Origin of the sequence: Candidatus Nitrospira neomarina, from assembly GCF_032051675.1 — a bacterium.
In the GTDB taxonomy this organism is placed as follows: Bacteria; Nitrospirota; Nitrospiria; order Nitrospirales; family UBA8639; genus Nitrospira_E; species Nitrospira_E neomarina.
The window spans coordinates 1,155,398-1,180,768 of the sequence record NZ_CP116968.1; the positions used below are offsets into that span (position 1 = coordinate 1,155,398).

General features: G+C 51.9%; 17 protein-coding genes and 2 tRNA genes. 15 read left to right on the plus strand and 4 right to left on the minus strand.

The window, feature by feature from the left end; all coding sequences use genetic code 11:
• Position 1 precedes the first annotated feature (1 nt).
• The 9 genes from PQG83_RS05175 to PQG83_RS05215 all read left to right on the plus strand — a co-directional run bounded on the left by PQG83_RS05175 (position 2) and on the right by PQG83_RS05215 (position 15,388).
• On the plus strand, positions 2-6,589 hold the full coding sequence (locus PQG83_RS05175) for a non-ribosomal peptide synthetase (RefSeq protein WP_312747531.1): 6,588 nt from the start codon (positions 2-4) through the stop codon (positions 6,587-6,589).
• On the plus strand, positions 6,586-9,792 hold the full coding sequence (locus PQG83_RS05180; protein WP_312747532.1) for a non-ribosomal peptide synthetase: 3,207 nt from the start codon (positions 6,586-6,588) through the stop codon (positions 9,790-9,792). Before PQG83_RS05175 ends, PQG83_RS05180 begins: the two co-directional genes overlap by 4 nt.
• Before the next feature lie 29 nt (positions 9,793-9,821).
• Positions 9,822-10,043, plus strand: coding sequence for an MbtH family protein (locus PQG83_RS05185; protein WP_312747534.1), 222 nt, complete (start codon positions 9,822-9,824; stop codon positions 10,041-10,043).
• Positions 10,044-10,237: 194 nt separating this feature from the next.
• Positions 10,238-11,368 carry a DNA modification methylase gene (locus PQG83_RS05190; RefSeq protein WP_312747536.1) on the plus strand — a complete coding sequence of 377 codons (1,131 nt, stop codon included), beginning with the start codon at positions 10,238-10,240 and terminating at the stop codon, positions 11,366-11,368.
• Positions 11,355-11,759 (plus strand): DUF5681 domain-containing protein, encoded by a 405-nt coding sequence (locus PQG83_RS05195; RefSeq protein WP_312747537.1) that lies wholly within the window; start codon positions 11,355-11,357, stop codon positions 11,757-11,759. Before PQG83_RS05190 ends, PQG83_RS05195 begins: the two co-directional genes overlap by 14 nt.
• Positions 11,756-13,174 carry a phage terminase large subunit gene (terL, locus tag PQG83_RS05200; RefSeq protein ID WP_312747539.1) on the plus strand — a complete coding sequence of 473 codons (1,419 nt, stop codon included), beginning with the start codon at positions 11,756-11,758 and terminating at the stop codon, positions 13,172-13,174. Before PQG83_RS05195 ends, terL begins: the two co-directional genes overlap by 4 nt.
• A gap of 92 nt (positions 13,175-13,266) precedes the next feature.
• Positions 13,267-13,728, plus strand: coding sequence for a DUF2924 domain-containing protein (locus tag PQG83_RS05205; protein WP_312747540.1), 462 nt, complete (start codon positions 13,267-13,269; stop codon positions 13,726-13,728).
• Entirely contained in the window at positions 13,728-14,996 is a 1,269-nt protein-coding gene (locus tag PQG83_RS05210) for a recombinase family protein (protein ID WP_312747542.1), read from the plus strand. Before PQG83_RS05205 ends, PQG83_RS05210 begins: the two co-directional genes overlap by 1 nt.
• Positions 14,993-15,388 carry a hypothetical protein gene (locus PQG83_RS05215; RefSeq protein WP_312747544.1) on the plus strand — a complete coding sequence of 132 codons (396 nt, stop codon included), beginning with the start codon at positions 14,993-14,995 and terminating at the stop codon, positions 15,386-15,388. Before PQG83_RS05210 ends, PQG83_RS05215 begins: the two co-directional genes overlap by 4 nt.
• Positions 15,389-15,627: 239 nt before the next feature.
• Here the strand turns inward: PQG83_RS05215 and PQG83_RS05220 are convergent.
• Both PQG83_RS05220 and serS read right to left on the minus strand, forming a co-directional pair.
• Positions 15,628-15,715 (minus strand) — tRNA-Ser (locus PQG83_RS05220).
• Positions 15,716-15,987: 272 nt separating this feature from the next.
• Positions 15,988-17,271: a serine--tRNA ligase gene (gene serS / locus PQG83_RS05225; RefSeq protein WP_312747545.1), complete on the minus strand. Its 1,284-nt coding sequence runs from the start codon at positions 17,269-17,271 to the stop codon at positions 15,988-15,990.
• A 385-nt stretch (positions 17,272-17,656) separates the two neighbouring features.
• On the opposite strand from serS, the gene rph reads away from it, so the two are divergent.
• From rph to PQG83_RS05250, 5 genes are all read left to right on the plus strand, one after another.
• Positions 17,657-18,382 (plus strand): ribonuclease PH, encoded by a 726-nt coding sequence (rph, locus tag PQG83_RS05230; protein ID WP_376753573.1) that lies wholly within the window; start codon positions 17,657-17,659, stop codon positions 18,380-18,382.
• A gap of 14 nt (positions 18,383-18,396) precedes the next feature.
• Positions 18,397-19,032, plus strand: coding sequence for an XTP/dITP diphosphatase (locus tag PQG83_RS05235; RefSeq protein WP_312747549.1), 636 nt, complete (start codon positions 18,397-18,399; stop codon positions 19,030-19,032).
• Positions 19,010-19,086: transfer RNA gene (locus PQG83_RS05240), tRNA-Pro, on the plus strand. The genes PQG83_RS05235 and PQG83_RS05240 overlap by 23 nt, the downstream gene beginning before the upstream one ends.
• A 274-nt stretch (positions 19,087-19,360) precedes the next feature.
• A complete protein-coding gene (locus PQG83_RS05245) occupies positions 19,361-20,095 on the plus strand; it encodes an EAL domain-containing protein (RefSeq protein WP_312747551.1) in 735 nt (244 codons plus the stop codon).
• A 486-nt stretch (positions 20,096-20,581) separates the two neighbouring features.
• Positions 20,582-21,472 carry a c-type cytochrome gene (locus tag PQG83_RS05250; protein ID WP_312747552.1) on the plus strand — a complete coding sequence of 297 codons (891 nt, stop codon included), beginning with the start codon at positions 20,582-20,584 and terminating at the stop codon, positions 21,470-21,472.
• Between the two features lie 123 nt (positions 21,473-21,595).
• Here PQG83_RS05250 and PQG83_RS05255 read toward each other — a convergent pair whose 3' ends face one another.
• The gene (locus PQG83_RS05255; protein WP_312747555.1) at positions 21,596-23,137 is read right to left on the minus strand and encodes an alginate export family protein; all 1,542 of its coding nucleotides are present in this window, start codon (positions 23,135-23,137) and stop codon (positions 21,596-21,598) included.
• Between the two features lie 367 nt (positions 23,138-23,504).
• Here PQG83_RS05255 and PQG83_RS05260 point away from each other — a divergent pair, with 367 nt between their 5' ends.
• Positions 23,505-24,488 (plus strand): multicopper oxidase domain-containing protein, encoded by a 984-nt coding sequence (locus PQG83_RS05260; protein ID WP_312747557.1) that lies wholly within the window; start codon positions 23,505-23,507, stop codon positions 24,486-24,488.
• Positions 24,489-24,642: 154 nt separating this feature from the next.
• On the opposite strand, the gene PQG83_RS05265 is transcribed toward PQG83_RS05260, so the two are convergent.
• Positions 24,643-25,269, minus strand: coding sequence for a hypothetical protein (locus PQG83_RS05265; protein WP_312747558.1), 627 nt, complete (start codon positions 25,267-25,269; stop codon positions 24,643-24,645).
• Positions 25,270-25,371 lie beyond the last annotated feature (102 nt).

The window sequence follows — 25,371 nt, forward strand, 5'->3', positions numbered from 1 at the left end:
TATGGATGAAATTACTAATCGCATCGCAGCTCTTTCAAATGAACAACGTGCGCTTTTTGAAAATAAACTTGCCAATCAGAGCAACAATCTGTCTGCTTCTATCCCGCCACGAACCGGGTCTGAAAATCTGCCGCTTAGTTTTGCGCAGCAGCGATTGTGGTTTCTTGATCGCTTCGAGCCTGGAAGTTCTTTTTATAATATTCCTGCGACGATTCGTTTGAGCGGTTCGATCGACCCCTCAGTGCTCGAACGCGTGGTGAGGGAGATCATCCACCGACATGAGGTGTTGAGGACAACTTTCCCAGTTATAGATGGAATGCCGGTACAACGGATTGCTCCTTCATTGGTAATACCTGTTCCTTGGATTGACATGCGTTCCGTGCCGAAAATGCAGAGACGCATTCAGTTGCAACATTGGTATGAAGAAGAGACGAATCGCCCGTTTGACTTGGAGTGCGGTCCATTGCTGAGGGTAGGAGTGTTGCAAATAGGGACTCTAGAATATTGGGTCGTGTTCTCATTTCACCACATCGTATTCGATGGCTGGTCCATCAATATTTTAGAGAATGAGTTTCGTGTGTTGCTGGCCGCATTTGAGGCTGGGCTTCCTTCTCCCTTACCCCATTTTGTGGTTCAGTATGCTGATTTTGCCCTGTGGCAAAGGCGGAATCTGAGCGGGGAGAATCTCGAACGACTGCTATCCTATTGGCGGTGCGCTCTGGATGGTGCGCCAGAAGTGATCGATTTGCCCACAGATCGGCCACGACCTGCGTCACTTAGTTTCCGAGGTGCGCGAAGAGGTTTTGTAGTGGAAGCAATAGTAGCCGATCGGTTACGAGACTTAGCGCGACAGGAGGGGGCAACCATGTTTATGGTGCTTTGTGCTGCATTCCAGCTATTGTTGCGTTTGTATTCAGGCCAGGAAGACATCCTTGTTGGTACTATCATAGCCAACCGAACGCGTTCTGAATTCGAGTCGCTGATTGGATTTTTCGTCAACTCCCTTGTCCTGCGTGTTGATTTTTCTGGCAATCCCACCTTTCGCGAGATTGTCTGCCGTGTTAAAGAAACCACTCTTGGTGCCTTAGCTCACCAGGACCTTCCTTTTGAGCGTTTGGTGGAAGAATTACGGCCGGCCCGGAATCTAAGCCGCAATCCTCTCTTCCAAGTAGCATTTGTTCTTCAAAACCAACCCGGACTTACGGATGACTCTGCGGAGGCATCTCACTCGAATGAACCTGTCCAACATTCAGCGGGCACATCGAAGTTCGATTTGACACTGGCTATGATGGAAGGTTTTCGCCATGTTCGGGGAGCAGTTGAATATAACACCGATCTGTTCGACTCGGGCACCGTAGATCGTTTGGTCGATCATTTTTGTGTTCTGCTTGACAATGTTGCGGCTGATCCTGATCAAAGGGCGCGCGAGGTTTCCCTGCTTACACCTTCTGAACGCCGAGCCTTATATCAATTCAATCGACCTGGACCAGCATCGTCCAATTCGTGGCGTTCGATTTGTGATCTTCTAAACATTGCAGCATCTGCACATCCCGATCAAATTGCTTTAGAAGATGAAAGTGAGGCGCTTTCCTATGCCGAACTCAATTTACGCGCGAATCAGCTTTCCCAATTTCTTATGGGTCTGGGAATAGGCGCTGAACAGGTCGTCGCCCTCTTTTTGAATCGGTCCGTTATTGCACCAATAGCCCTATTTGGTGTGTTAGGTGCTGGGGGTGCGGTGTTACCCCTTGATCCCGAAACTCCGAGAGAGCGACTCGACTTTATGATGAACGCTAGCGACGTGCATCTTCTTCTGACCTGTCGTGAAAAGCTAGAGTCATTGGGACCAGTAAACTGTCCCATCGTATGTCTTGATGATGAAGAAACTGTATCGGCTATTTCTTCCACTCCCCAAAAGATCATTAATGCAGCGGTGGAACCGGACCAACTTGCATATATCATATTTACATCAGGATCCACTGGATTACCCAAGGGGGTCATGGTACCGCACCGGGGTCTTGCGGAATTAGGTGCGACGGTTGGCCAGGTGTTTGGTCATCCGCCGGGTAGCCGAGTACTCCAAGCGGCGCCCCCGAGCTTTGACGCGTGGATCTTTGAAATCTTAATTGCTCTCGGGGGTTATTCTACCCTCATTCTTGAGCCCGCCGAGAAGTTGATACCGGGCCCTGAGCTGACTCATCTCCTGAAGAGGCGGAACGTTGATGTAGCAATTCTTACACCATCTGCATTCAGTGTCATGGAAGCCGGCGATCTAGCGGAACTGAATACGGTTGTTTTTGCGGCTGAGGCCAGTACGCGAGAACTGGCGGGGCGCTGGTCAAGAGGCCGGAAGCTTTTTAACGCTTATGGGCCTACTGAATGCACCATCGCTGCGTTGCTCGGTCCATGTAGCAGCGATCGCCTTCCACCGCTAGGTCGTCCCGTGCTCGGGACGAAAATTTACGTACTTGACAGATATTTGAATTACTCACCGCCAGGATGTGTTGGTCAGATTTATATTGGCGGACATGGGGTGGCTCGCGGCTACAAGGGAAAGCCGGGTTTGACTGCCGACCGTTTCGTTCCTGATCCTTTTACTTGTGAGGCGGGGGGGCGGTTGTATCGAACCGGTGACATGGCTCGTTTTACATTAGATGGTGAACTCGAATTTGTCGGGCGTGATGATGATCAGGTGAAACTTCGCGGTATTCGCATCGAGCTTGGTGAGATCCAGAAAAGACTCCTTGATTACAGGAGTGTGGAACAGGCTGTCGTAATAGTGCGACGAGATCTTGAAAGCGGACCTCGGCTGGTGGCCTATATCGTTGGTAAGCCGACCCCTCCTACAGCTGCTGAGTTACGGGTCAATCTTCGGCAATATCTCCCTGGTTACATGATTCCGTCGGCTTTTGTGTTTCTGAATAAGCTGCCGCTGAATTCTAATGGGAAACTTTCAAAGAGCGCGCTTCCTGCACCGGAGCGCTTACGAGTCGAAGGTAGTGGGAGAGGGGATCCACCCCGCAATTCGGTCGAGGAGCGAATCGCAGGGGTATGGGGTGAGATCCTCGGGTTGGAGAGGGTGATGGTGCAGGAAAATTTCTTCGATTTGGGTGGACACTCGCTTGCTGCCACACAGGTACTCTCAAGACTGACCGACATGTTTCGCGTGGAGGTGCCACTACGTCAGTTCTTTTTGGATCCCACAGTCAGCGGTCTTGCCACTGCAATCAAAAAAATCCAACTTGAGCCCCCTGGCATTTTACCACCGACTATAACATCGCAGGCTCGTTCCGAAACGTTGCCTCTATCTTTTGCTCAAGAGCGTCTGTGGTTTCTCGATCGGTTTGAGCCTGGCAGCCCATTTTACAATATTCCAGCTTCCATGCGAATCCTGGGTAGCATTAATAAAAAGGCTCTGAGTTCTGCTATTGGAGCGCTTATTTCCCGCCATGAGGTGCTGCGCACAGTTTTTGATGAAGAAGACGGACGTCCGGTACAGCGAATCCTACCTGAAATGGATGTGATTATTACGCCTTATGACCTGAGGCAACGGTCAGAAATAGAACGAGAATTAGAAGCTAAGAAACTGATTGCAGAGGAAGCCCGTCGCTCGTTCAATCTTGTTCAAGGGCCTCTCTTTCGTGTAGCCCTCATCCATCTCTCCGAGGAGCAACATATTCTTCTGGTAAGCATGCACCACATAATCGCCGACGGATGGTCGATGGGTATCGTGTTACGGGAGCTAAATGATCTTTATATGGCATTTGCCTTGGGACAGCCACACAAACTGCCCCCCCTTCAACTACAGTACGCGGATTTCGCTATTTGGCAGCGCGAATGGCTAACCGGTGATGTTCTCGCACGGCAACTCGCCTGGTGGCGAACTCAACTCCGCGGCGCACCACCGCTATTAGATTTTCCGTTGGACCGCCCACGCCAGGCCACGAAACTTTTCCGCGGCGCCACTTACCATTTTAAGATTGCCCCTTCCTTAGCACAAAGCTTCCACGCTTTAGCAAACCGTGAAGGCGTAACATCTTTCATGGCATTGCTGGCTGCGTTTTCAGTGCTTCTATACCGATATAGTGGTCAATCTGACATGGTACTCGGAACTCCCATTGCTAACCGCACACGGCCAGAGCTTGAAGGATTGATCGGGTTATTTGTAAATACCCTCGCGCTCCGTTGCGATCTCTCAGGTCGACCTTCCTTCCGTGAATTACTTATTCGTACTAGAGAAATCACACTGGGTGCCTATGCACATCAAGATTTACCGTTCGAGCGACTAGTTGAAGTCTTACAGCCTGAACGTAACCTCAGTCATAACCCAATATTCCAAGTAATGTTCGCTTTCCAAAATGTTCCTATTCTTGGTGGAAATTCGGCATATCAGGAATGGCATGAGAAACAGGAACAGGCTCAAGAGCTGGCGGGAGGCAATGGTACAGCTAAATTCGATCTTACCTTATTCCTCAGGGAAGCCTCGGCAGGACTGGCGGGAGCGATCGAATACAATACAAACCTTTTTGATGGGGAACGTATTATAGGCTTGGTGAAACACCTGCAAAAGCTACTTTCTCAGATCGTGGAGGCTCCTGACTGTGCCATTGATGATTTCTCTCTGCTAGAGGATTCGGACCTTCGACAAATGGTGTTTGAGTGGAATGATACTGGTGTCGAACGCCCCCTTCTTCTGGCACATCAGTTATTCGAACGTCAGGCCCTAGAGGTTCCGGGAGCAATTGCGCTAGAGTTCAACGGCGTTCAACTCACCTATGGCGAACTCAATGGTCGTGCGAACTTTCTTGCACAAGAGCTACGGAACAGAGGTGTAGGTCCTGAGACAGTAGTCGCTATTGTGTGCGAACGATCTTTCGAGGCCTTGGTCGGTATAATGGGTGTGTGGAAAGCAGGAGGTGCCTATCTTCCAGCCGACCCCGAGAATCCACCAGCCCGTCTTGAAAAAATCTTTCAAGACGCTGGTATTTGCCTGATATTAACCAGCCAAAGCCTACTTGTCCATTTCCACTCGCTCACAGGCGTGGAGGTTCTCTGCCTGGATGATCCGCTTATTAGTGGTGTGATTGATAAACCACCTCTTGTCCCACTAAATCCCGCCAATCTTGCATATATTATCTATACTTCGGGTTCCACAGGCTCGCCAAAGGGGGTAATGACGGAGCATGCGCCTCTCGTTAACCGTTTACTTTGGATGGTAGAGAATCACTCCATGGGACTCGGTGAAGTGGTACTTCAAAAGACGCCGCTCCATTTCGATGTGTCAGTATGGGAGTATCTATGGCCACTATCTACAGGTGCGAAGCTTGTGATTGCTGAACCGGGTGGTCACCGTGATCCCGGTTATCTTACTCGTTTAGTGATCGAATCTGGTGTCACCGTCCTTCACTTCGTTCCATCGATGTTGCCGGCATTTCTCCAACAGTCCGAATTGGATCGTTGTACAAGTTTGAAACGAATTTACACTAGTGGAGAGGAACTAAAAAAGGCTGTTGTAGAAAGTGTCTTTTCCAGATTATCAGTCCAGCTGCATAACATGTATGGCCCAACAGAAACTGCGATTGAAGTGACACATTGGGTATGTGGCCACGAAGAGTTGTCGGGTACCATTCCTATTGGATGGCCGCTCCCAAACACCCGTCTGTACATTCTGGATGGTGGTCTTCAGCCGACGCCCGTGGATATTCCCGGAGAAATTTATATTGGTGGATTGCCGTGCGCTCGAGGTTACCACAGGCGCGGCGGGCTTACCGCGGAACGATTTGTTCCCGACCCATTTGGGACGCATGGTAATCGAATGTACAGGACCGGTGATCGTGCGCGGTTTAGGAGCGATCTCACCGTGGAATTCTTAGGACGACTTGATGAACAGGTCAAAATACGGGGTTTCCGTGTCGAGACCGGCGAAATCGAAGAAACCCTTCGGAGGCATCGGTTTGTAGCTGAGAGTGCGGTTGTGCTCAAAGAAGTGGCAGAAAATGATAAGCGGCTTATCGCATATATTGTTCCGAAAGTTGGGGTAAACCTGTCAGGAACTTTAGTCGAGGATCTTCGCAGTGACCTTAGAACTGTTCTACCTGAATACATGGTTCCTTCAGCAATCAATTTGCTCGAGTCGATGCCTCGCAGCGCTTCAGGGAAGATTAATCGCCGTGAACTTCCCTCACCTCAATCTATGGTCCGCGAAGATTTTCAAGGTCCTCGAACGCAGGTTGAATTACGAGTAGCTGGGATTTGGTCGCAAGTGTTGCACATCCGACAGATTGACATCCGCGACCGTTTTTTCGAAATTGGAGGGCACTCCCTGTTAGCTACTCAAGTGATAGCTCGAGTAAATAAATCTTTTGAAGTTAACTTGCCGCTGCGCAGCCTCTTTGATGCTCCATCACTGGCCGGTTTTTCTGCTCTTGTAGCCGAGAAAGAAATTTTGGTTGCTGAGTCCAAGATTAAGCCAATTACGGCATATGCGGGACGGGATGAAGCTGCGTTGCTAAAACGTATTGACACTATGTCGGACGAAGAGGTGACTTCCCTCTTAGCTGAGTTGTCGTCCGAGGAGGACAGTCAGTGAGTAGCGACCACATCTCAGCAGATGAGCGACGTGCTAAACTATCCGCCCTTTTACAAAAGCGTATCAAAGGAAGGGCGGGGCCGCTTTCCCCAGCGCAGCAGCGCCTTTGGTTTCTTGAACAGCTCGATCCAGGTCAACCGACTTATCATATTCCCACCGTGCTTCGCTTGAAAGGCCGAACTGACGTCGATGCCTTAGAGCGTTCCATTGGGGAGCTTATTTGTCGGCATGAGTCATTGCGGACTGTTTACGAGCTGGACTGCAATATACCCAGACAGCGCGTTCTCCCTTTTAGAAAATTTAATCTTACTATTGTGGATGATTTTGACGGCGATCCTGATGCCGAAGGTAAGGCGCTTAGGTTGATCTCTGATAATATTTCGGAACCTTTTGACCTTGAATATGGACCGCCGGTGCGCGCTTCTCTATATTATCTTTCTCCCCTTCACCAATTGTTTGTCCTGACAGTACATCACATCGCTGTGGATGGATGGTCTCTCACCCTCCTCCTCAGAGAGCTTGAGGCAATCTATCCTGCATTTGTACGAGGGGATCCATCTCCTCTTCCTGATCCTCCGCTTCAGTGCCTAGACTTTGTATACTGGCAAGAATCTGCGTTTCGAAGTTCCGCTCTCGCCACTCAAATAGCTTTTTGGCGCGCGGAACTAGCTGACGCTCCGGAAGAAATAAATCTTCCTACCGATTTCCCCCACACGTACACAGCTACCCACAAAGGTCAGCTCCACCGCTTTGATATCGAGCCTTCGGTGGTTACTGCCTTGCGCGATCTAGCGCATAGTGAGGGGGCGACCCTCTATATGGCGCTAATTGCAATCTATGCCATTCTTCTCCATAGACTAGGAGGGCAATGCGATCTGGTTATTGGGTCACCTGCTGCAAATCGGCCCATAATCGAAATGGAGGGGATGGTTGGGCTCTGTGCAAACATTTTGCCGATCCGTTTGCGCGTTTTCGGCTATATGTCCTTTCGGGAGTTGCTTCGCAAAACTCGCGAAACTACCCTCCAGGCATTTCAGCACCAGGATGTGCCATTTGAACGAATTGTCGAGTATCTTAGCCCAATGCGGAAACTTGGCCGAAATCCTATTTTTCAGGTACTTTTCACACTTCAGAACCTTCCCCGCAACCCTCCTGCAAAGCTGGGCACAAAGACGGGCAGGTTACCTCCTGTAGTTGGAAACGGGCGAGCACAATTCGATCTTTCATTATCCGCGAATGAAGTTGATGAAGGTCTTGTGTGCTCGCTTGAATATAGTACAGACATTTTTTCCGAGGAAAGCGGCATGCGTATGGCAGGGCAATTCCGATCCTTAATGTTCGCTGCGACAAATCAGCCGATTAGCCCTGTTTTATCCCTACCCTTGAACTCTGCGGCTGATCGAGCGAGATTGCTTAAGGCCTCCTACGGTCCGGCATCACCTTTGCCACAGCGGTGCCCTGTAGAGGCCATATCTAGACTAGCATTAACCCATCCCGGCGATGTCGCTTTAGCCTCACATAATAAACTGCTTACATTTGCTGAACTTGAATCTGAAGTAGCTAAGTGGACCGAATGGCTGTGTGTATCAGGTGTTGGTCCTGAAGTACGTGTGGCCCTTTGCGCATTTGAAACTCGTGATATTGTAGTTGGCCTTCTAGCAGTACTCCGCGCCTGTGGAACCTACGTTCCTATTGATTCGCACTCTACAAATAATCGTGTGGAGTTTATTCTTAAGGAAACGAATGCCACCATACTGCTAACCACGACAGAGTTATTGGACCGTTTTGACTGGTTTCATGGCAGAAAGCTTTTGCTCGATAGGCCGCCGAATATTCCCGACTCCCAGTCCCATGTTCCGCTGGCTAAAGCACATGAAGAAACGGCCGCTTACATAATTTTCACATCAGGTTCAACTGGAAGTCCAAGAGGGGTGGTCGCAACACGGCGTGGCCTTTACAACCATATTAACGTGCTTCAGTCAATGTACCCATTGAATCAAGAAGATTCCGTACTCCATTTAACGAATGTGAGTTTTGATGCCTCTCTTTGGGAGCTTCTAGGACCTCTCTCCGCAGGCGCCTCCCTAATTAGTTGCCCGGCGTTTGCAAAGCGAAGCCCCAGTGATATTGTGGAGGTGGTCTCTCAGAACCGCATTTCTGCGATCCAGGTTGTGCCTTCTCTGCTTCGAACTCTTTTAGACGAACCTAGACTGAATCGGTGCCAGGAGCTTAGGCGTGTCTACTGCGGAGGGGAGCCGCTTTCCATGGATTTGTCACGACGATTCTTTGCGCGATTAGATGCAGAATTGTTGAACATGTATGGGCCGACTGAGGCAACAATTGATGTGACATCTTGGCGGTGTGTTCTGGAATCCAATTTACAGGCAGTTCCCATTGGCCAACCTATTCCAGGAGCGGTTGCTTTCTTGCTTGATTCAAACCTGGAGCCAGTGCCTGATAACGTATTGGGGGAAATTTTCGTCGGTGGTGTAGGCGTGGCTCGTGGGTACCTGAATACGCCAAGTGAAACAGCTAATCGTTTTGTCCCGAATCCATTTGGACCATCAGGTTCCCGTTTTTACCGAACCGGAGATTGGGGACGCCGCTGTAATGGGAGTGAGCTTGAATTTGGTGGACGTATCGATGACCAGGTCAAGCTTCAAGGAAACCGCATTGAACTCGGTGGAATCGAGACAATTCTCAAACAGAGATCCGACATAACAGATGCAGCTGTGGCCTTGTCTATTCCGCTTCGTGGTGAACCTGTTCTGGCGGCAATGGTCGTCTCGCGGACCACGATAAAAATCGATGAGCTTCGTGCCTACCTACTTAATCGATTGCCAAGCGTCGAAGTGCCCGCCGTTATTCGCCTCGTGAAGGCGCTTCCTGTAATGCCGTCTGGAAAGATTGACCGTCAGGCGGTTGCGGAATCAGCCAGACTAACGGTGGACAATTCTTTCGAACCGTTGCACGTGGGTGACGAGACGGTGTTGGCTGGCATCTGGGCTAAAGTACTGAATGTGGTTGAGATCGGACGGCATCAAAACTTTTTTGAGTTGGGAGGACATTCGCTGCTTGCCATGCAGGTGGTATCTAGGATGCGCGAAGCTTTTGGTGTTGAAGTGCCTCTTCAGCAACTCTTCAAAACTTCGACAGTAGCAAGCTTGTCGGCCTGGCTTGCGGATGTTCGTCGAAATTTTTAAATGTACATTTGCTTTGAAAGGGGAACCAAATGTTTGAAGATGATGACAAGACGATCTATCGGGTAGTAATTAACCATGAGGAGCAATATTCAATTTGGCCAATTGATCGTGATATTCCGTCTGGGTGGGAGGAGGTCGGCAAGTCTGGTATTAAAACCGAATGCCTCACTTACATTGATGAGATTTGGACGGACATGCGGCCTCTTAGCTTGAGAAAGGCTATGGAGCAAAAGGGGAAAAACCTCGACTGAAGTGTACGACTTAATCTTTGGGTTGACGTTTATTCGCTACTTTTTCAAACACCAGTATTGAAAAACTTTTGCCAGGCCAGGGGGCTTCTACTCATATTTTATCTGTTGGTGGACAAAGGAAGTAATCCTATTATTTTGGATGTCCTGTTGGCCGGATTCTCGCGGGCCACGGGCGTCTGGAAGCCGCCAAGCAGGTGGGCCTGACGCACGTTCCCACCATTCGACTCGCCGATCTGACCGAGGCGCAGAAACGAGCCTATCTCCTCGCCGATAATAAATTGGTGGAACAGGCAGGGTGGGATCGCGAGCTGTTGGCGTTGGAGTTTCAGGAACTCCAGGCGTTAGAGCTGGATTGTGACCTGACGATTACCGGTTTTTCCACGGCGGAGATTGACCTGCTGATGGACAGTCTCTCAGCGGATGACGACGACCCCGATGGGGACGACCCCAACCCCGGAGACGAGCCTCCCCCCACCACGCCGCCGGTGAGTCGGCGAGGGGATCTGTGGCTCCTGGGCCCGCACCGGGTGCTGTGTGGGGATGCCACGGATCCGGCGGCCTTTCTGCTTCTGATGGAGGGGCAGTTGGCCCAGATGGTCTTCCTTGATCCGCCCTACAATGTGCCCATTGGGGGGCATGTGTGCGGGTTGGGGGCCGTGCAGCATCCTAATTTTGCGATGGCCTCTGGGGAAATGTCTGAAGCCGACTTCACGACGTTTCTGCAGTCCCTCTTCACCCAGCTTACGCAGCAGAGTGTGGAGGGGGCCATTCATTACTTATGTATGGACTGGCGCCATTTGTATGAACTGTTGACGGCGGCCCGGTCGGTCTATCCCACCATCAAAAATCTCTGTGTCTGGACCAAAGACAATGGGGGCATGGGCACGTTCTATCGCTCGCAACATGAACTGGTGTTGGTGGCCAAACACGGCACGGCGCCTCACATCAATAACTTTGAGCTCGGGCAACATGGGCGGTATCGGACCAATGTCTGGTCCTATCCGGGCAGTAACTCCTTTCATGCGGATCGGGAACAGCTGCTCGCCTTGCATCCCACGGTCAAACCGGTGGCGATGATTGCCGATGCCATCAAGGATTGTTCGCATCGTGGGGGGATCATTCTCGATAGCTGTGCCGGCAGTGGCAGCACCATGCTGGGCGCGGAGCAGACGGGGCGTTGCGCCTATCTCATGAAATTGGACCCGCGGTATGTGGATACGGCGGTGCGCCGATGGGAGCGCGCCACTGGGCAAACGGCGCACCATGCCGAGACGGGTCTGACGTTTACGCAGATGCAGGAGGACCGTGGCCATGAGCGCGCCTGATGAGCCGGTAGGCTATAAACAGCCTCCCAAACACCATCAGTTCAAGAAGGGGCAGTCGGGCAATCCGCAGGGCCGCCCCAGGGGCCACCGCAATTTTGCGAGTGATGTACAGGCGGAATTACAGGAGTTGATCCGGGTGACGGAAGGGCAAAAGGTCCACACGATCACCAAACAGCGCACCCTCGTCAAACGCACGATGGAGCAAGCACTGAAGGGCGACTTGCGTGCCATTGAAGTGATGACGAAATGGTACCAGCGGTACCTGGCGGAAGAGGGACAGGAAGAGGATTTCACCGACGTCTCCCCAACCGATCGTGCCATCCTTCAGCGCGCCCTGCAGCAGATGCGGGAGGCGCACGAGGCGCCCTCCCACCCAGGAGGTGCGGCATGAGACGCGGGGAGGATCAGGTCGTGTTCGACGCGCTCCTGCGTGAACAGCTCTCGCCCTTTATTGCCAAGGTCTTTGAGAGCGTGACGCCCGGGAACCCCTTTCTGCCCAACTGGCACATTGACCTGATGGCTGATCGGTTGGAGCAATGTGTGCGGGGGGATATTCGGCGTTTGCTCATCACGGTGCCGCCGCGGAGTCTCAAGTCGATCTGTACGTCTGTGGCCCTGCCGGCCTGGGTCTTGGGACGCGATCCCACCAGACGGATCATTTGTGCCAGTTACGCGGCGGAGTTGTCCACGAAGCTGGCGCGAGACTGTCGGACCGTGATGGACAGTCTCTGGTATCGGCAGCTCTTTCCGGGCACCCAGCTCCAACGCAGTGCGGAACTCGAACTGGAGACGACGCGAAAGGGAATGCGGTATGCCACCTCGGTTGGCGGGACCCTCACCGGGTTAGGCGCCGGGCTCATCATTATTGATGATCCGTTGAAACCGCAAGATGCCTACTCGAAGACGAAACGGGAAGGGGTGAAGCAATGGTACGACACGACGCTCTATTCGCGGTTGGATAACAAAGCCACCGATGTGATTATTGTGGTCATGCAGCGGCTGCATGTGGATGATCTCGTCGCGCATGTACTGGAGAAAGAACCATGGGAACATTTGGATCTGCCGGCCCTTGCCGACCGGGAGCAACGCTTTACGCTCACCACGGGGCGGGAGGTGGGGCGGGCCGCCGAGGATGCCTTGCATGAGGAACGCGAATCGGCGGCGGTGTTACAGACCATTCGCCAGAATATCGGGAGTCTGACCTTTTCGGCCCAATACCTCCAGCGGCCGATGCCGGAGGAGGGGAACCTCGTCAAGTGGAAGTGGTTCCCGCGGTACGACCAACCGCCGGCTTTTCGAGCAGGAAAGGATCGGATCATTCAATCGTGGGATACGGCCTCTAAGGTGAGCGAGTTGGCGGACTATTCGGTCTGTACCACCTGGCAGCAACAGGGGAATATCTCTTATCTGTTGGAGGTGTACCGGGCTAAATTGGATTTCCCCAGTCTCAAAAAAGCCGTGCTGGCGCAAGGGTTGAAATGGAGAGCCCGGACGATTTTGATCGAAGATTCCGCCTCGGGCACCGCCCTCATTCAAGCGATCAGGGATGATCGCATTGAAGGGTTTCCTCGGCCCATTGGCGTCACCGCTCAGGGCGATAAAATCATGCGGGTGCATGCGCATACCGCGACGCTCGAGGCTGGACACGTTTTCCTACCCCAGAAAGCCCCCTGGTTGGAGGCCTTTCAAGAGGAGATCTTGGCCTTTCCCGGAAGCCGCCATGATGATCAGGTGGATAGCCTGTCCCAGTTTCTGACCTGGCGGGAGGAGCGCCGCTATCGGGTGGCCGGCTGTCGGTCGTTTTAAGGGGCCTGGGACTGGGGGTTTCTCTCCTCTGGCCGAGCGCCCCCTTGACTGCAGGGGCCTCGGCAAGCGTCCATTGGGGGAGGAGTGCGGCGATGAATCCCCAAGAACCACCGGGCTTATCCGCTCTGCGGCACATGACCACCTCAACCCTGGTGAGGGAGTGGACTCAGACCTTTGGAGGCCCTCCGTCGCTGACCACTGGCCGTGAGTTCCTCCTCTACACGCTAGCGTGGCAGCGTCAAGCGGAGCAGCATGGAGGCCTGAGCCTGATGACCCAGCGCCAGCTCAAGGCGACCAGGACCGTCGGTCACGCGGGCCGGTCGGGACAGAAGGGCGCGGCCCCACGCCCGGCTCCCGGCACCGTGCTCTTCAAAACCTGGCAAGGCCAACGGTATACGATCACGGTGGACGCGACAGGCTATCAGTTTCAAGGGCAGCCCTATGCGAGCCTGTCGGAGATCGCCCGGCGGATCACGGGTACGCGCTGGAATGGCCCGGCCTTTTTCGGGTTACGTCGAACCAAACCACAAAACGAATCGAAGGAGTCGGATTAATGGCCCTTCCGCCTCCTCAACGGCGCTGTGCCGTCTATACTCGCAAATCCTCCGAGGAAGGGTTGGAGCAAGCGTTCAATTCCTTGGATGCTCAACGGGAAGCCGGGATGGCCTATATCCAGAGTCAAGCACAGGAAGGCTGGCAGTTGGTGGACACGGTGTACGATGATGGGGGCTATTCCGGCGCGACCTTGGATCGCCCCGCGCTCCAACAGTTACTCGCCGATATTCGTGCGCAGCGCATTCAGGTGGTCGTGGTGTATAAGGTGGATCGCCTCACGCGGTCGTTAGGAGATTTTGCTCAGTTGATTGCGCTCTTTGATCAACACGACGTGGCGTTTGCCTCGGTCACGCAACAGTTTCAAACGACCACCTCGATGGGCCGCTTAGTGCTAAATGTCCTGCTCTCCTTTGCCCAGTTTGAACGGGAAGTGACGGGGGAACGCATCCGCGACAAGATTGCGGCGTCCAAGAAGAAAGGCTGGTGGATGGGAGGGCTGCCCCCGTTAGGGTATGACGTGCAGGATCGACAGCTCATCATCAATGAGAAGGAGGCGCAGGTGGTCCAGCACATTTTTCAGCGGTATCTCACGGTGGGATCGGTGTCGCCTCTTGTTCAAGAACTCCGGAAGGACGGCACGCGGACAAAAGTCTATCGCAGTCGGGCCGGCCGGACGAGCGGCGGACGCCCGTTTGCCCGTGGGCATCTCTATCATTTGCTGCATAACCGGATTTATCGTGGGGAGATTGTGCATCGTCAGGAGGCGTATCCAGGAAACCACGCCGCCATTATTGATGAAGTCGTGTGGCAACAAACGCAGGCCTTGTTCAAAGCCAATCATCGGGCCTGGCAACGGGGTGCGTCCGTGCGGACGCCCTTTTTGTTAAAAGGCCTCCTGTTTGATGCAGCAGGCAATCGGTTCAGTCCCATGCAGGGGCGGAAAGGTTCACGCGGCTATCGGTATTATGTCAATCAAATCGTCTTGCAATTTCGGGAAGAGCATCCCAGTCAGATCCGTCGGATGCCCGCTGAACTTCTTGAGCAGGCAGTGACCAATGCCTGCATGGAGGCGGTGAAGGATGAAGAAGGGTCAGAAGACTGGGTTAACCACGTCAACAGCCTCGATGAACTCGAACAGCATGCGGGGTGGCGGCAGCGTCTGACGCGAGTTGAGGTGAGTGTCGATCGGCTTCGCATCACCTTTAACCCAACAACTACAGTGGACCAAGGCTCAATCAACCCAGAACAGGATGTGATGGTGAGATGAGGCAGGTACAAGCCCGTGTATTAGAAGTCCCCTGGGTGATGACGAGGCGAGGGGGACGAACGGAACTGCGACTCAACGGAGCCCCGGTGCGAACCCATGTCCAACCCCATGCAGGATTCGTGGCCGCGGTGGGTCGGGTCTTGCAGTGGAAAGACGAGTTACTGGCAGGAAAGGTTTCTACCGTTCAGGCCTTAGCCCAACGAGAAGGGTTAACTCGCCGCTATGTCATGCGAGTGCTGCGATTGAGTTTTCTGGCTCCCGATCTGATCGACGCGATTCTCATGGGGCAACAACCGCCGGCATTCACGCTAGAGCCGTTTCGTCGTCCCATTCCGTTGGAGTGGGCCGCGCAACGGAAGTTTTTTGGTTTTATTCCTTCCTCGCGACTGTGATCCCAGAGAGAACAGAGATGGTGAGTGTGGACTCGGTCAAAGTCTCTCTAGGTCCCACCAAACACTGCGCAGTGGGACCGTCAAATTCCCTCCAGAGAATTCTGCATGAATAAGGGACCAATCAGAGATATATGATTGAGCGAGAGAGCATCCATCGTGGCCCCAGAGGAGCCTAACCCGCGGACTTGTTAAAAGTATTTCCGAAATGGGGAGAGACACTAATTTTGCTGTAGACTGGCTGGCGGAGGGGGTGGGATTCGAACCCACGGTCGCTTGCACGACGCCGGTTTTCAAGACCGGTCTATTCGACCACTCTAGCACCCCTCCGAATTATTTAGTGTCAAAAGCTTGAGGATTGTTTGGTAGGACTGATTCTCACTCAATTGCGGCCCTAACTCCAATGACCTGACAAGACGTTCCGTTTGACACGGTATGCAATGAATCTCACAAGGCTCATCTCCATTCAAGCTTATAGTAGCCGACTGTGGCAGGAATGTGAACTCTTTGGCCTAATGAAATTTGGTGGGAGTCTATTGAATTTTTGGGTCATCCACGAACTCGAAGATCCCACATGGGGATAAGGTTCATCAAAATTTCACTTATGGAAAAGGAACCGGACGAATGACGCTGACTCCATTCATATAGGGTTGCAAGACTTCAGGTATATGCACGGTGCCATCGGCTTGTTGATAGTTCTCTAAAATGGCGACCACGGTGCGTCCAATGGCCAGGCCTGAGCCATTGAGTGTATGGAGGAATTGAGGCTTGTCCTTTTTTGAACGGAATCGGATATTGGCTCGACGGGCTTGAAACGCGTCAAAATTACTACAGGATGAAATCTCTCGATACCGTTGCTGCGAAGGAAGCCAGACTTCAAGATCATAAGTCTTTGCGGCGGAAAATCCCAGGTCACCGGAGCATAACGCGACAACACGATAGGGAAGTCCCAATTTTTGGAGAATGGATTCCGCGGCTTGTGTCAGGCGTTCCAGTTGGTCATAGGAGTCCTCCGGACGAACAAAGTTGACCAGTTCCACTTTTTGGAATTGGTGCATGCGAATCAGGCCTTGGGTGTCCTTACCATAGGATCCAGCCTCCCGTCGAAAACAGGAAGTATAGGCCACAAGGCGTAACGGGAGTTGCTCTGCGTCCAGGATTTCTTCTCGCAACAGGTTGGTGACGGGAACTTCAGCCGTGGGAATGAGAAAGAAATCTTCTTCCGAAAGATGAAACAGATCCTCGGCAAACTTGGGTAACTGGCCGGTTCCGGTCATGGAGGGCCGGTTGACGAGCATGGGCGGAAGCACTTCCGTGTAGCCATGTACCTGGGTATGGCAATCAAGCATAAAATTAGCCAGCGCTCTTTCCAATAGCGCGCCAAGGCCCATCGACACGCAAAATCTGGCTCCGGCAATTTTTGTGGCCCGTTTGAAATCGAGGATGCCAAGGGCTTCTCCCAGGTCTTGATGGGATTTGACTGGAAAGGAAAATTCCGGAAGGGTGCCCCATTGTCGCACTTCAACGTTCTCGTGTTCGTCCTTCCCCGGCGGAACCGATTCGTGAGGAATATTGGGAATTCTGAGGGCCTGATCTTGTAATTGTTCTTCGGTGGTGCGTAATTCCACGTCCATGGTCTGGATGCGGTCGCGAATTTCGCGAAGCGCGGTTGTGGCATCCTCGCACGGTTGTTTGTTACGCTTGAGTTCGGCAATCTGATCCGATCCTTTTTTGAGCTGGTGGCGAAGCTCCTCGGTTTGGGTGATGAGGACACGTCGTTGGTCTGCTAGGGTCTGGACGGTTTCCCATGGAATATCGCCAGCCCGGGCACCGAGTTGGGAGCGGAGAGAGTCGAGTTGGTCGCTAAGGATTCGGATATCGTGCATGGTGGCCTGGCAGGGAGACCGAATCTATCATGAGTCCCTATCTCAGTCAATGAATGCAACCCGAAAAACCCTGGTCATTTCGGCCGAAGCCTAGCATCCATGCCCTATCTCTTTCCTCATGAAGACGTGTTTGTTGTCCTGGTGAGTGTGATCATTGCAGGATTGCTGTTCTTTCGATGGTATGTCGTTCAGGATCGTAAAAAATGATTCATCTGGTTATCAAAGATTCAAGATGCAGATTGTACGTCATCGCCATCCAAATAGATCAGCCACTCTTTCAATCTCATGTGGACAAGGTGTGTGGTGCATTTGTGTTTTGCAGGAGCCCTCTTTATAATTCAACCCTTTTTTTTTAATGTGAGGAATGATGTTACCGACACTTAGTATCCCGCGTACAGATAATCGACGGGCGGATGAACTGCGGCCTGTCAAAATTACCCGCCCCTTTACCAAATATGCCGAAGGGTCGGTGCTGATTGAAATGGGAGAGACCAAGGTCGTGTGTACGGCCTCGGTGGAAGAAAAAGTGCCGCCTTTTTTACGGGACAAAGGACAGGGCTGGATTACCGCTGAGTACGGGATGTTGCCCCGGTCGACCCATGACCGGATGTCCCGTGAAGCCAGCAAAGGCAAGCAGGGCGGACGAACCCTGGAAATCCAACGGCTGGTGGGACGATCGCTCCGGGCTGTCACGGATATGCATCAAATGGGAGAACGGTCCATTTGGATTGATTGTGATGTGATTCAAGCTGATGGGGGAACACGGACCGCCTCGATCACGGGAGCCTATATTGCTCTGGCTGATGCTTTTTCGACCCTAAAAGAGAAAGGTCTGATCAAACAATGTCCGCTTCTGGACTATTTGGCGGCCATCAGTATTGGAAAGATTGCCGGGGAAATCCGGTTAGACCTGGCCTACGACGAAGACTCTCAAGCGGACGTGGATATGAATTTAGTCATGACCGGGAATGGGCGGATGGTCGAGGTGCAAGGAACCGCCGAACAATCTCCATTTTCCAAAAAAGATCTGGATGATTTTTTGGCGATGGGATGGGAAGGGATTCAACGCTTGATTACTTTGCAGAAGGAGCTTATCGGCTCTATTGCCTAAGTTGGATAAGGGTGATGGTCATTGACTCTTTAGTGCTGGCAACCGGGAATCGGCATAAAGTTGAGGAAATTCAATCTATTCTCAAGGATGTGGGGATTCCTATGCTCACCTTGAATGAATTTCCTGATTTTCCGGCTGTTGATGAGGATGGGCTTACCTGTCAGGCCAATGCCGTGAAAAAGGCCGTGGCCACAGCCAAATTTACCGGACACTGGGCCTTGGCCGACGACACCGGGTTGGAAGTGGATGCCTTACAGGGACGTCCAGGGGTCTATGCGGCCCGGTACGCCGGCGAGCATGCAACATACGAGGACAATTGTCAAAAACTGTTGCAGGAATTACACGGGGTGCCTTCGGAGCAGCGAACCGCCCGTTTTATTACCGTGGTGGCGCTGGCCAATCCGGATGGAGAAACGGAAACCGTTGAAGGCGTGTTAGAGGGAATTATTACCCAGGAGTTTCATGGAACGGGTGGATTCGGGTATGATCCGGTATTCTATGTTCCTCAACTAGGAAAAACACTAGCCGAGATGACCTTTGCAGAAAAAAATCGCATAAGCCATCGCGCTCAAGCGGTCACTTATGCCAAGAGTCTTCTCACCCCACATCGCCATTTAGCACAAGAGTCGGGGCGTAGCGCAGCCCGGTAGCGCGCCTGCTTTGGGAGCAGGATGTCGGAGGTTCAAATCCTCTCGCCCCGACCAAATACTCCGTTAAGACACCCTCTCCTCGTATCACCACCACAAATTTTTAACAGCAAGCTTGGCGCCTGTCGCTCAGTTGGATAGACTAGTTTGAACAACCCAAGCGTTGTGTTGGTATGACTCTTCTAACGTTGTCTCGTATATTTGGGACGAGAGATCGTATGTGAGGGCCGAGAGAGATCGCTTGCTCGCCGTGGTCTAGCTAATTGCGGTAGGATTTCATCACCTGCTGGATCTTGAGGATACAACCCATATACAAATACGCTCACCACTCATGTCAACTATTTCTCCTAATACCATTCGGTCTTCCGTGTTTGCTAAGTATCAACCGATCATCGATCTCACCACCAATCGAATCGTTGGCTGTGAAGCCCTTGCCCGTTGGCGAGCGGATGAGGGACGTGAGATCAGTATAGAACCCGTCATTGACGAGTTCGAATCACAGGAAGACTTAGCCTTAGAGTTAACCACGTGTATGTTTGCCTGTCTTAAAGCGGATTTAGGCACTCTGCTGCTCGAACATCCCACGTTTTCAGTGAGCGTGAATCTGCCTCCTATTGTGATGGGGAAAAACAAGATCTTGCCGGTGCTGAAAAAATTAGGGTTAATACCCCATCTCTCACAGATCACAGGGGAAATCACGGAACGGCAAGCACTCAATAAGAAAGGCCGGGATGCCATCCGCCTGGCTCGGCAATTGGGTGCCAGAGTGGCCATTGATGACTTCGGCACCGGGCATTCAGGGCTGCAACAACTCATTGACTTGGAAGTGGATACCCTTAAAATTGACCAATCCTTTATTCAGCAGTTGGGAACCAATGTTGCGGCGGAACGCCTGGTGCGTGGGATTGCAGCCTTAGCCACTATTCTCAAGGTGGATATTGTTGCCGAGGGCATTGAGACTCCAGAACAAGCGGCCTTTCTTCGGGCTATTGGGATCGAAAAAGGACAAGGATGGTTGTGGGCGAAAGCCCTTGATGCCAATGAATTATACGAGTGGCTGGACTAGCGCTTTCACGTGTCGTGTCCATTCATATACAAAGAGGAATCGTTTTTCCCTTAACGGTCCGGATTGTGTCTTTGGAAGTTTTACTCACGTTCTCTTGGCGGTAAGCCGACCGGATCCTCCTCATTTCATCCTGGGTAAACAATCTTTTCGCCTAGCAAACAGGGGTTAAAAGGCAGTCTTGTGGCAGGAATGGACCGAAGCGGCGTGTCACTTTACCGTACTTTTGGCCTGGTTTATACTCAGCAACTGTCAAGCAGGGGAGTGTTGAATAATAAGGATGTTCAAGGGCAAATTTGCGCAGGATTAGATTACTCATCAAAGGCTACGGGTCGGTTCAAAAAAGTCCGTCCAGCAAGGCCGCAGGCGTTTTTTCGCGCGGAGCGTACGCTTAGTACGTGAGCTCGGAAAAATGGCGAGAACGCCGCTGGCGGCTTTTTTCAACAGACCCAGCAGAGGTAGGTGATCGGTCAAAAGAAGGGGGGTGTTATGGTCCGCACAGGTCTATCTGAATGGAGGATTCCTGTCTTTCTACTCGCTCTCTTCATCGTGGTGCTTTTTTCGCCATTCGAATTGGCCTTTGCGGGTGGAGCGGAAGGCAATTCTAAGAAGGCGACGGATGTCATCCACGGAGATCCCGCCGCAAAGTTCCTTCACACCGGTACGCTTCCTTCAGTCGATGATGTGCCCGCCGGGCCGAAGGGCGAGGCTATCCGGTATGGATTTGAACTTATTGTGCACACGCAGCAGCATGTAAAAGAGTATGTCGGAAACAGTTTGACGTGTCAGAATTGCCACCTTGGTGCCGGGCGAACTCCCCATGCCGCCCCATTCGTAGGTCTGCATTCCCTATATCCCATCTATCGAACAAAGAATGACAAGGTCACGACCCTCGAAATGCGTATTAATTCCTGCTTCCGGCGGAGTATGAATGGCAAGCCTCTCCCGTATGACAGCAAGGAGATGACGGCACTGGTGAGTTACATGGCCTGGCTGTCTGAGGGGATTCCAGTTGGAATTGAAATCCCAGAACGTGGGTTCCCACGCATTGAGCCAACCCGCCCGCCGGATCCAACCCAAGGAAAGAAGCTGTTTACGGCGAAGTGTGCGGTGTGTCATGGGCTTCATAACGAAGAAACCGCGGTTGCCCCTCACTTGTGGGGTCCATTTTCTTTTAACAATGGGGCTGGGATGGCACGGATGCCCACGCTCGCTGCATTCATCAGACAGAACATGCCGCGAGACCAGGGAGACACGCTTACGAAGGATGAGGCCTATGATCTAGCCGCATTCATTTTGAGCCAGCCTCGTCCGGATTTTCCCGATCGAATTCATGACTATCCGAAAGGGCATGACCCGGACAAGGCGCCCCTATTCTGATTCAGAATCCAAAGGGCCTGGCCCCTTTCAGGTGGGTAACAAGCTGATCACTTGCCACCGATTATTACACGCCCGTTGAACGACCGGGCTGTTGCCCTCGAATGGCATCCCACTCTGACAGCATTAAAACGTCAATGTCGTTGAAACATAGAAATACGTTGAATTCTTGTTATTGGGTTTTCCCGGTTGTTGCAGATTTTCAATAAAACTTCCCTTCAATAAATACGCCAAGCCCGTTTCAAATACCACGTTTTCTGTCGCGATCCAATGAGTTCGTGCCTCAAAGTGTTGTCCCAAAAATTTTCCCGCCTTGCCTGAGCGATCTTGTAGCCCCGTCCCGACCCATTGGTCCTTGGCTTGGGCAAGCCAGAAAAAACGATGCGCCACAAAGAAGGAAAAATTCTTACTGGGTGTCAGGTGCAGACGATACCCCGGCGAGTTGATATTCGACCGTCGAAAGGGGCCCCAAATACCAGCCGGATTTAACTCGAAGTTCACACCTCCAAAGAGAGTATCGAATCGTTCATCCTTATTGTCGTTGGGATTGCGGTCACCGCTGGCATAATCATATTGGACCAAAAAGCGGGGGGTCCAAGGGATGTCGAAGGTATAGCCGACCTCAACATGTTGGAAATGGGCAAAATGATCAAGCGTCTGAGAGCTCCCAGGTGCTTTCGCCAGATTCCCGAATTGCCAGATTGATTCAATTTCGTAATCCATCTGTCCGACGGCATTCGGCTTAAAAATGCGTAACCCGGGTGTCTGGAAATGACGTCTTCGACTGTCGGTATTGGGCGGGCGATCTGTTTCATTGAGAAAATACACATACAAATCGCTTTGGAGCCAGGAGATCTGTCGCTGTCCAAGAAAAAATCCCCAGAACATCGTTCCGTGTTCTTCAGTATCGCCTTTATTCTCATACTGGAATACCGGTTCGACCACAAAGCTTCGCAGATGGAATTCCTCTTCTCCCAAGGCCAAATGCAGTCCAGTGAATGAAACCGGGACATTCCGGAAGTTTCCTCTTCTGATCAATCGTCGGTTGCCGAAATCCATGGTGAACCGTCCAATCGTGAGTTCGGCCGGGACTCCGAGTCCGAGGAGGTTCGACGAGCCCAAGCCCCCATAAAGTTGGAGGATGTCTGTTTGATCTTCAGTCCCGCCCGGAATGGTGGACCCGTTGTCGGTTAAGAAGGCGCGGGCGTCGATAAATTCCGTAAAGAAACGGATCGGATCATATCGGATTCCCAATCGCACGAGGGTATGAAGGGGGAGCTGCTGATCGCTGCCAACCTGATTCAGCCGAAACGGTTCATTATAGGTTTCGTACCGCGTGCGATGTTCAACGCCCAAATGCAGCCATTGAGGTCCGTCAATCGTGTTTTCGATGGTAAAAGGACTTTTTCGCAGCACGCGTATAGATCCATCAGGTCGCATGATAGCGCGTTGTTCGGTGGTTCCTTGTTCTAAAATTTCCCGGTTTAACCCCGGAGACTTCTCAACGGGTTGACCTGACGGTTTGGTCGGCGTTGTGACAGAGGGGGCTCCGCTTAGGGGGCCCTCTTCAGTTCCTCCGAGTGCCGTGCCTTGAATGAAAGGGAGGAGCACGGCGATCGCGGAGCCGATCAACACGGTCGTTCGGGCTTTCCGTACTACCTCAAGCACGCCAACATCACTTTCCTGGCCTGATGGGGCCGATGGAAGATAACGGGCCACTTTTCTTGAGACATGTCAAAACGTCATCCATTCTTGACAGGGTTGTATGATGGAGCCGTTGTTCTTAAGGCAACCCGTCTGGAGGGTTCTCTTTCTCCACAGAGGAGAGTCGGAGTCAATGTCCGAAGGATATCTGAGTCTATTTTTGGTGTGGTGCTAAGTCAATGAGGCCCTGAAGAATGTTGATGAAGGCGTTGTGGAAGTGAACTCATGTCTCTGTCTTGTCCGTGCCCTTAATTGCTCTGGAGCGAAAAAACACCCTTTCATTGGGTCCTGTAAATCCTTATGATGCTCATCTCATGAGGCCATGGATCTCATGAATGAAGAAATCCGCAGTGTCTGGATGCGTATGGGCCAACCAGGAAAAGGAGGCGTGGCGATGGGACTGAAATTATGGTGGAACAAGTGGCTCCGGCCTATTCACCTCACAGGTTTGATGGTGTTGGCGATGGCACTTGATGGAACGGCACTCGCCAAAACGCAGCCGGTCAGAGCTTTTACCGTGGTTGTTCAAGAAAAGACCATTGAACTATTACACCAACCCAAAAAAGAAGTGACCGTCTGGGCATTTGGATTAGAAGGTCAGGAAGCCACGGTTCCGGGTCCGGTCATTCGAGTACCAATGGGGACCAGGGTGCGAGTCCATTTTAAAAATACGCATGTGTTGCCCCATAGTATGCACTTTCATGGAGTACATCCTTTCAATATGGATGGGAACGGTATCCGGGAATTGGGCAAGGAACAGTTACAAATGCCTGGAGAGAGCTACACCTATGAATGGACTCCCGCCGCACCAGGCTATTATCTCTACCACTGTCACTTCGATACGGCTAATCATATGGACCATGGGATGTATGGTTTTTTCATTGTCGAAGATCCTGCCTGGCCTAAGGTGGATCGGGAAATACTGACAATCTGGGACGAGTGGGACATAGATGGCGATGGACGGTACGACACGCATACGATCAATTCCAAATCCACGCCGGACGAAGAACCCTTGACCGCCAAGGTTGGAGAGACAGTTCGTCTCGTCATGGCCAATGTCGGTGCGGAGGTCCATGCGCCCCACATGCACGGTGTCAAATGGACCGTCCTTGACCCGGACGATCTGACTCCCATTGACAAGGATTATAATGGGGTCATCAGCCTGGCTTCCGCTCAGATAAAAGTGGTCGAATTCATCCCTTCAAATTTGGGCACGTGGCTCTTTCATTGCCATGTGTTGCCCCATGTGGCGGATGATGGACTCTATCATCGGGGAATGCTCACCCGGCTCAACGTTCTGAAAGGACCATCATAAACGGTAGAGTCGATGATTCGATTTGTCATCGTCAGTTAAATTGAGTTTCGGCTTACGTATGACATTCGGATCCTGTCTCCCAAATACGGCCGGGTCATCTCCAGGTGAATCATCTCTCTATGGTTGTGAGATTGGCCGGACCCTTATTTTTCATCTAATTATTTTCAAATATCGGAGGTGAGGCCTCCATATCGGTTTTTCTCCAGTTGAAAAAGAAAAATGCCGTATAGACAGTTTGCGTCACCGATCCTACCTGTGGCTTGGTTGAAAAAACAAAACGTCCGGATGCTTTTTCGAAAATATCAAAATAAAAGCGCACATACCCCTGGCTCTGCACACGTTTATAGAAAGCCAATTCGGGTGTGGCTATGGGAAATATCGTTGCCTGGGTGGCCGGCAGCCCCAACAATCTGGCGTTTTGGGTCGTCCCAATGGACTCCACGATTAAATGCACACGGTACGTCGCATCCTCTGTCTCTTCCCGAATGATCACTCCCTGTTGCCCTAGCCATCCGGCAACAACCTGCTTCATATGGTGATTGACGACATCTCCATTTAAACTCTGGTCCACCCTCAGATCTGTAGCGCTCAGGAGTATGGTTGCTCCTTTGAGAATATCCACATCATAATTCTTCAGGCCTTTGTTGATCGCTGAGCTGAATAACAATTGCTCGGTAGGTGTGAGGGGATCCGAAGCCTTCTTTGAGGGTATGGCGCAGCCGGACAGACTCAAGATCAGCCAACAAATCATAATGTTTCGCACGGTCTTTAATCTGTTCATCTTCCCTTACTTTCTCATTTTAGAGTGATGATCTAACGTACGTTCCTCATACGAAAAGGTTTACACATGCAAGTGAGATCGTGAACGTCAGCACAACCAATA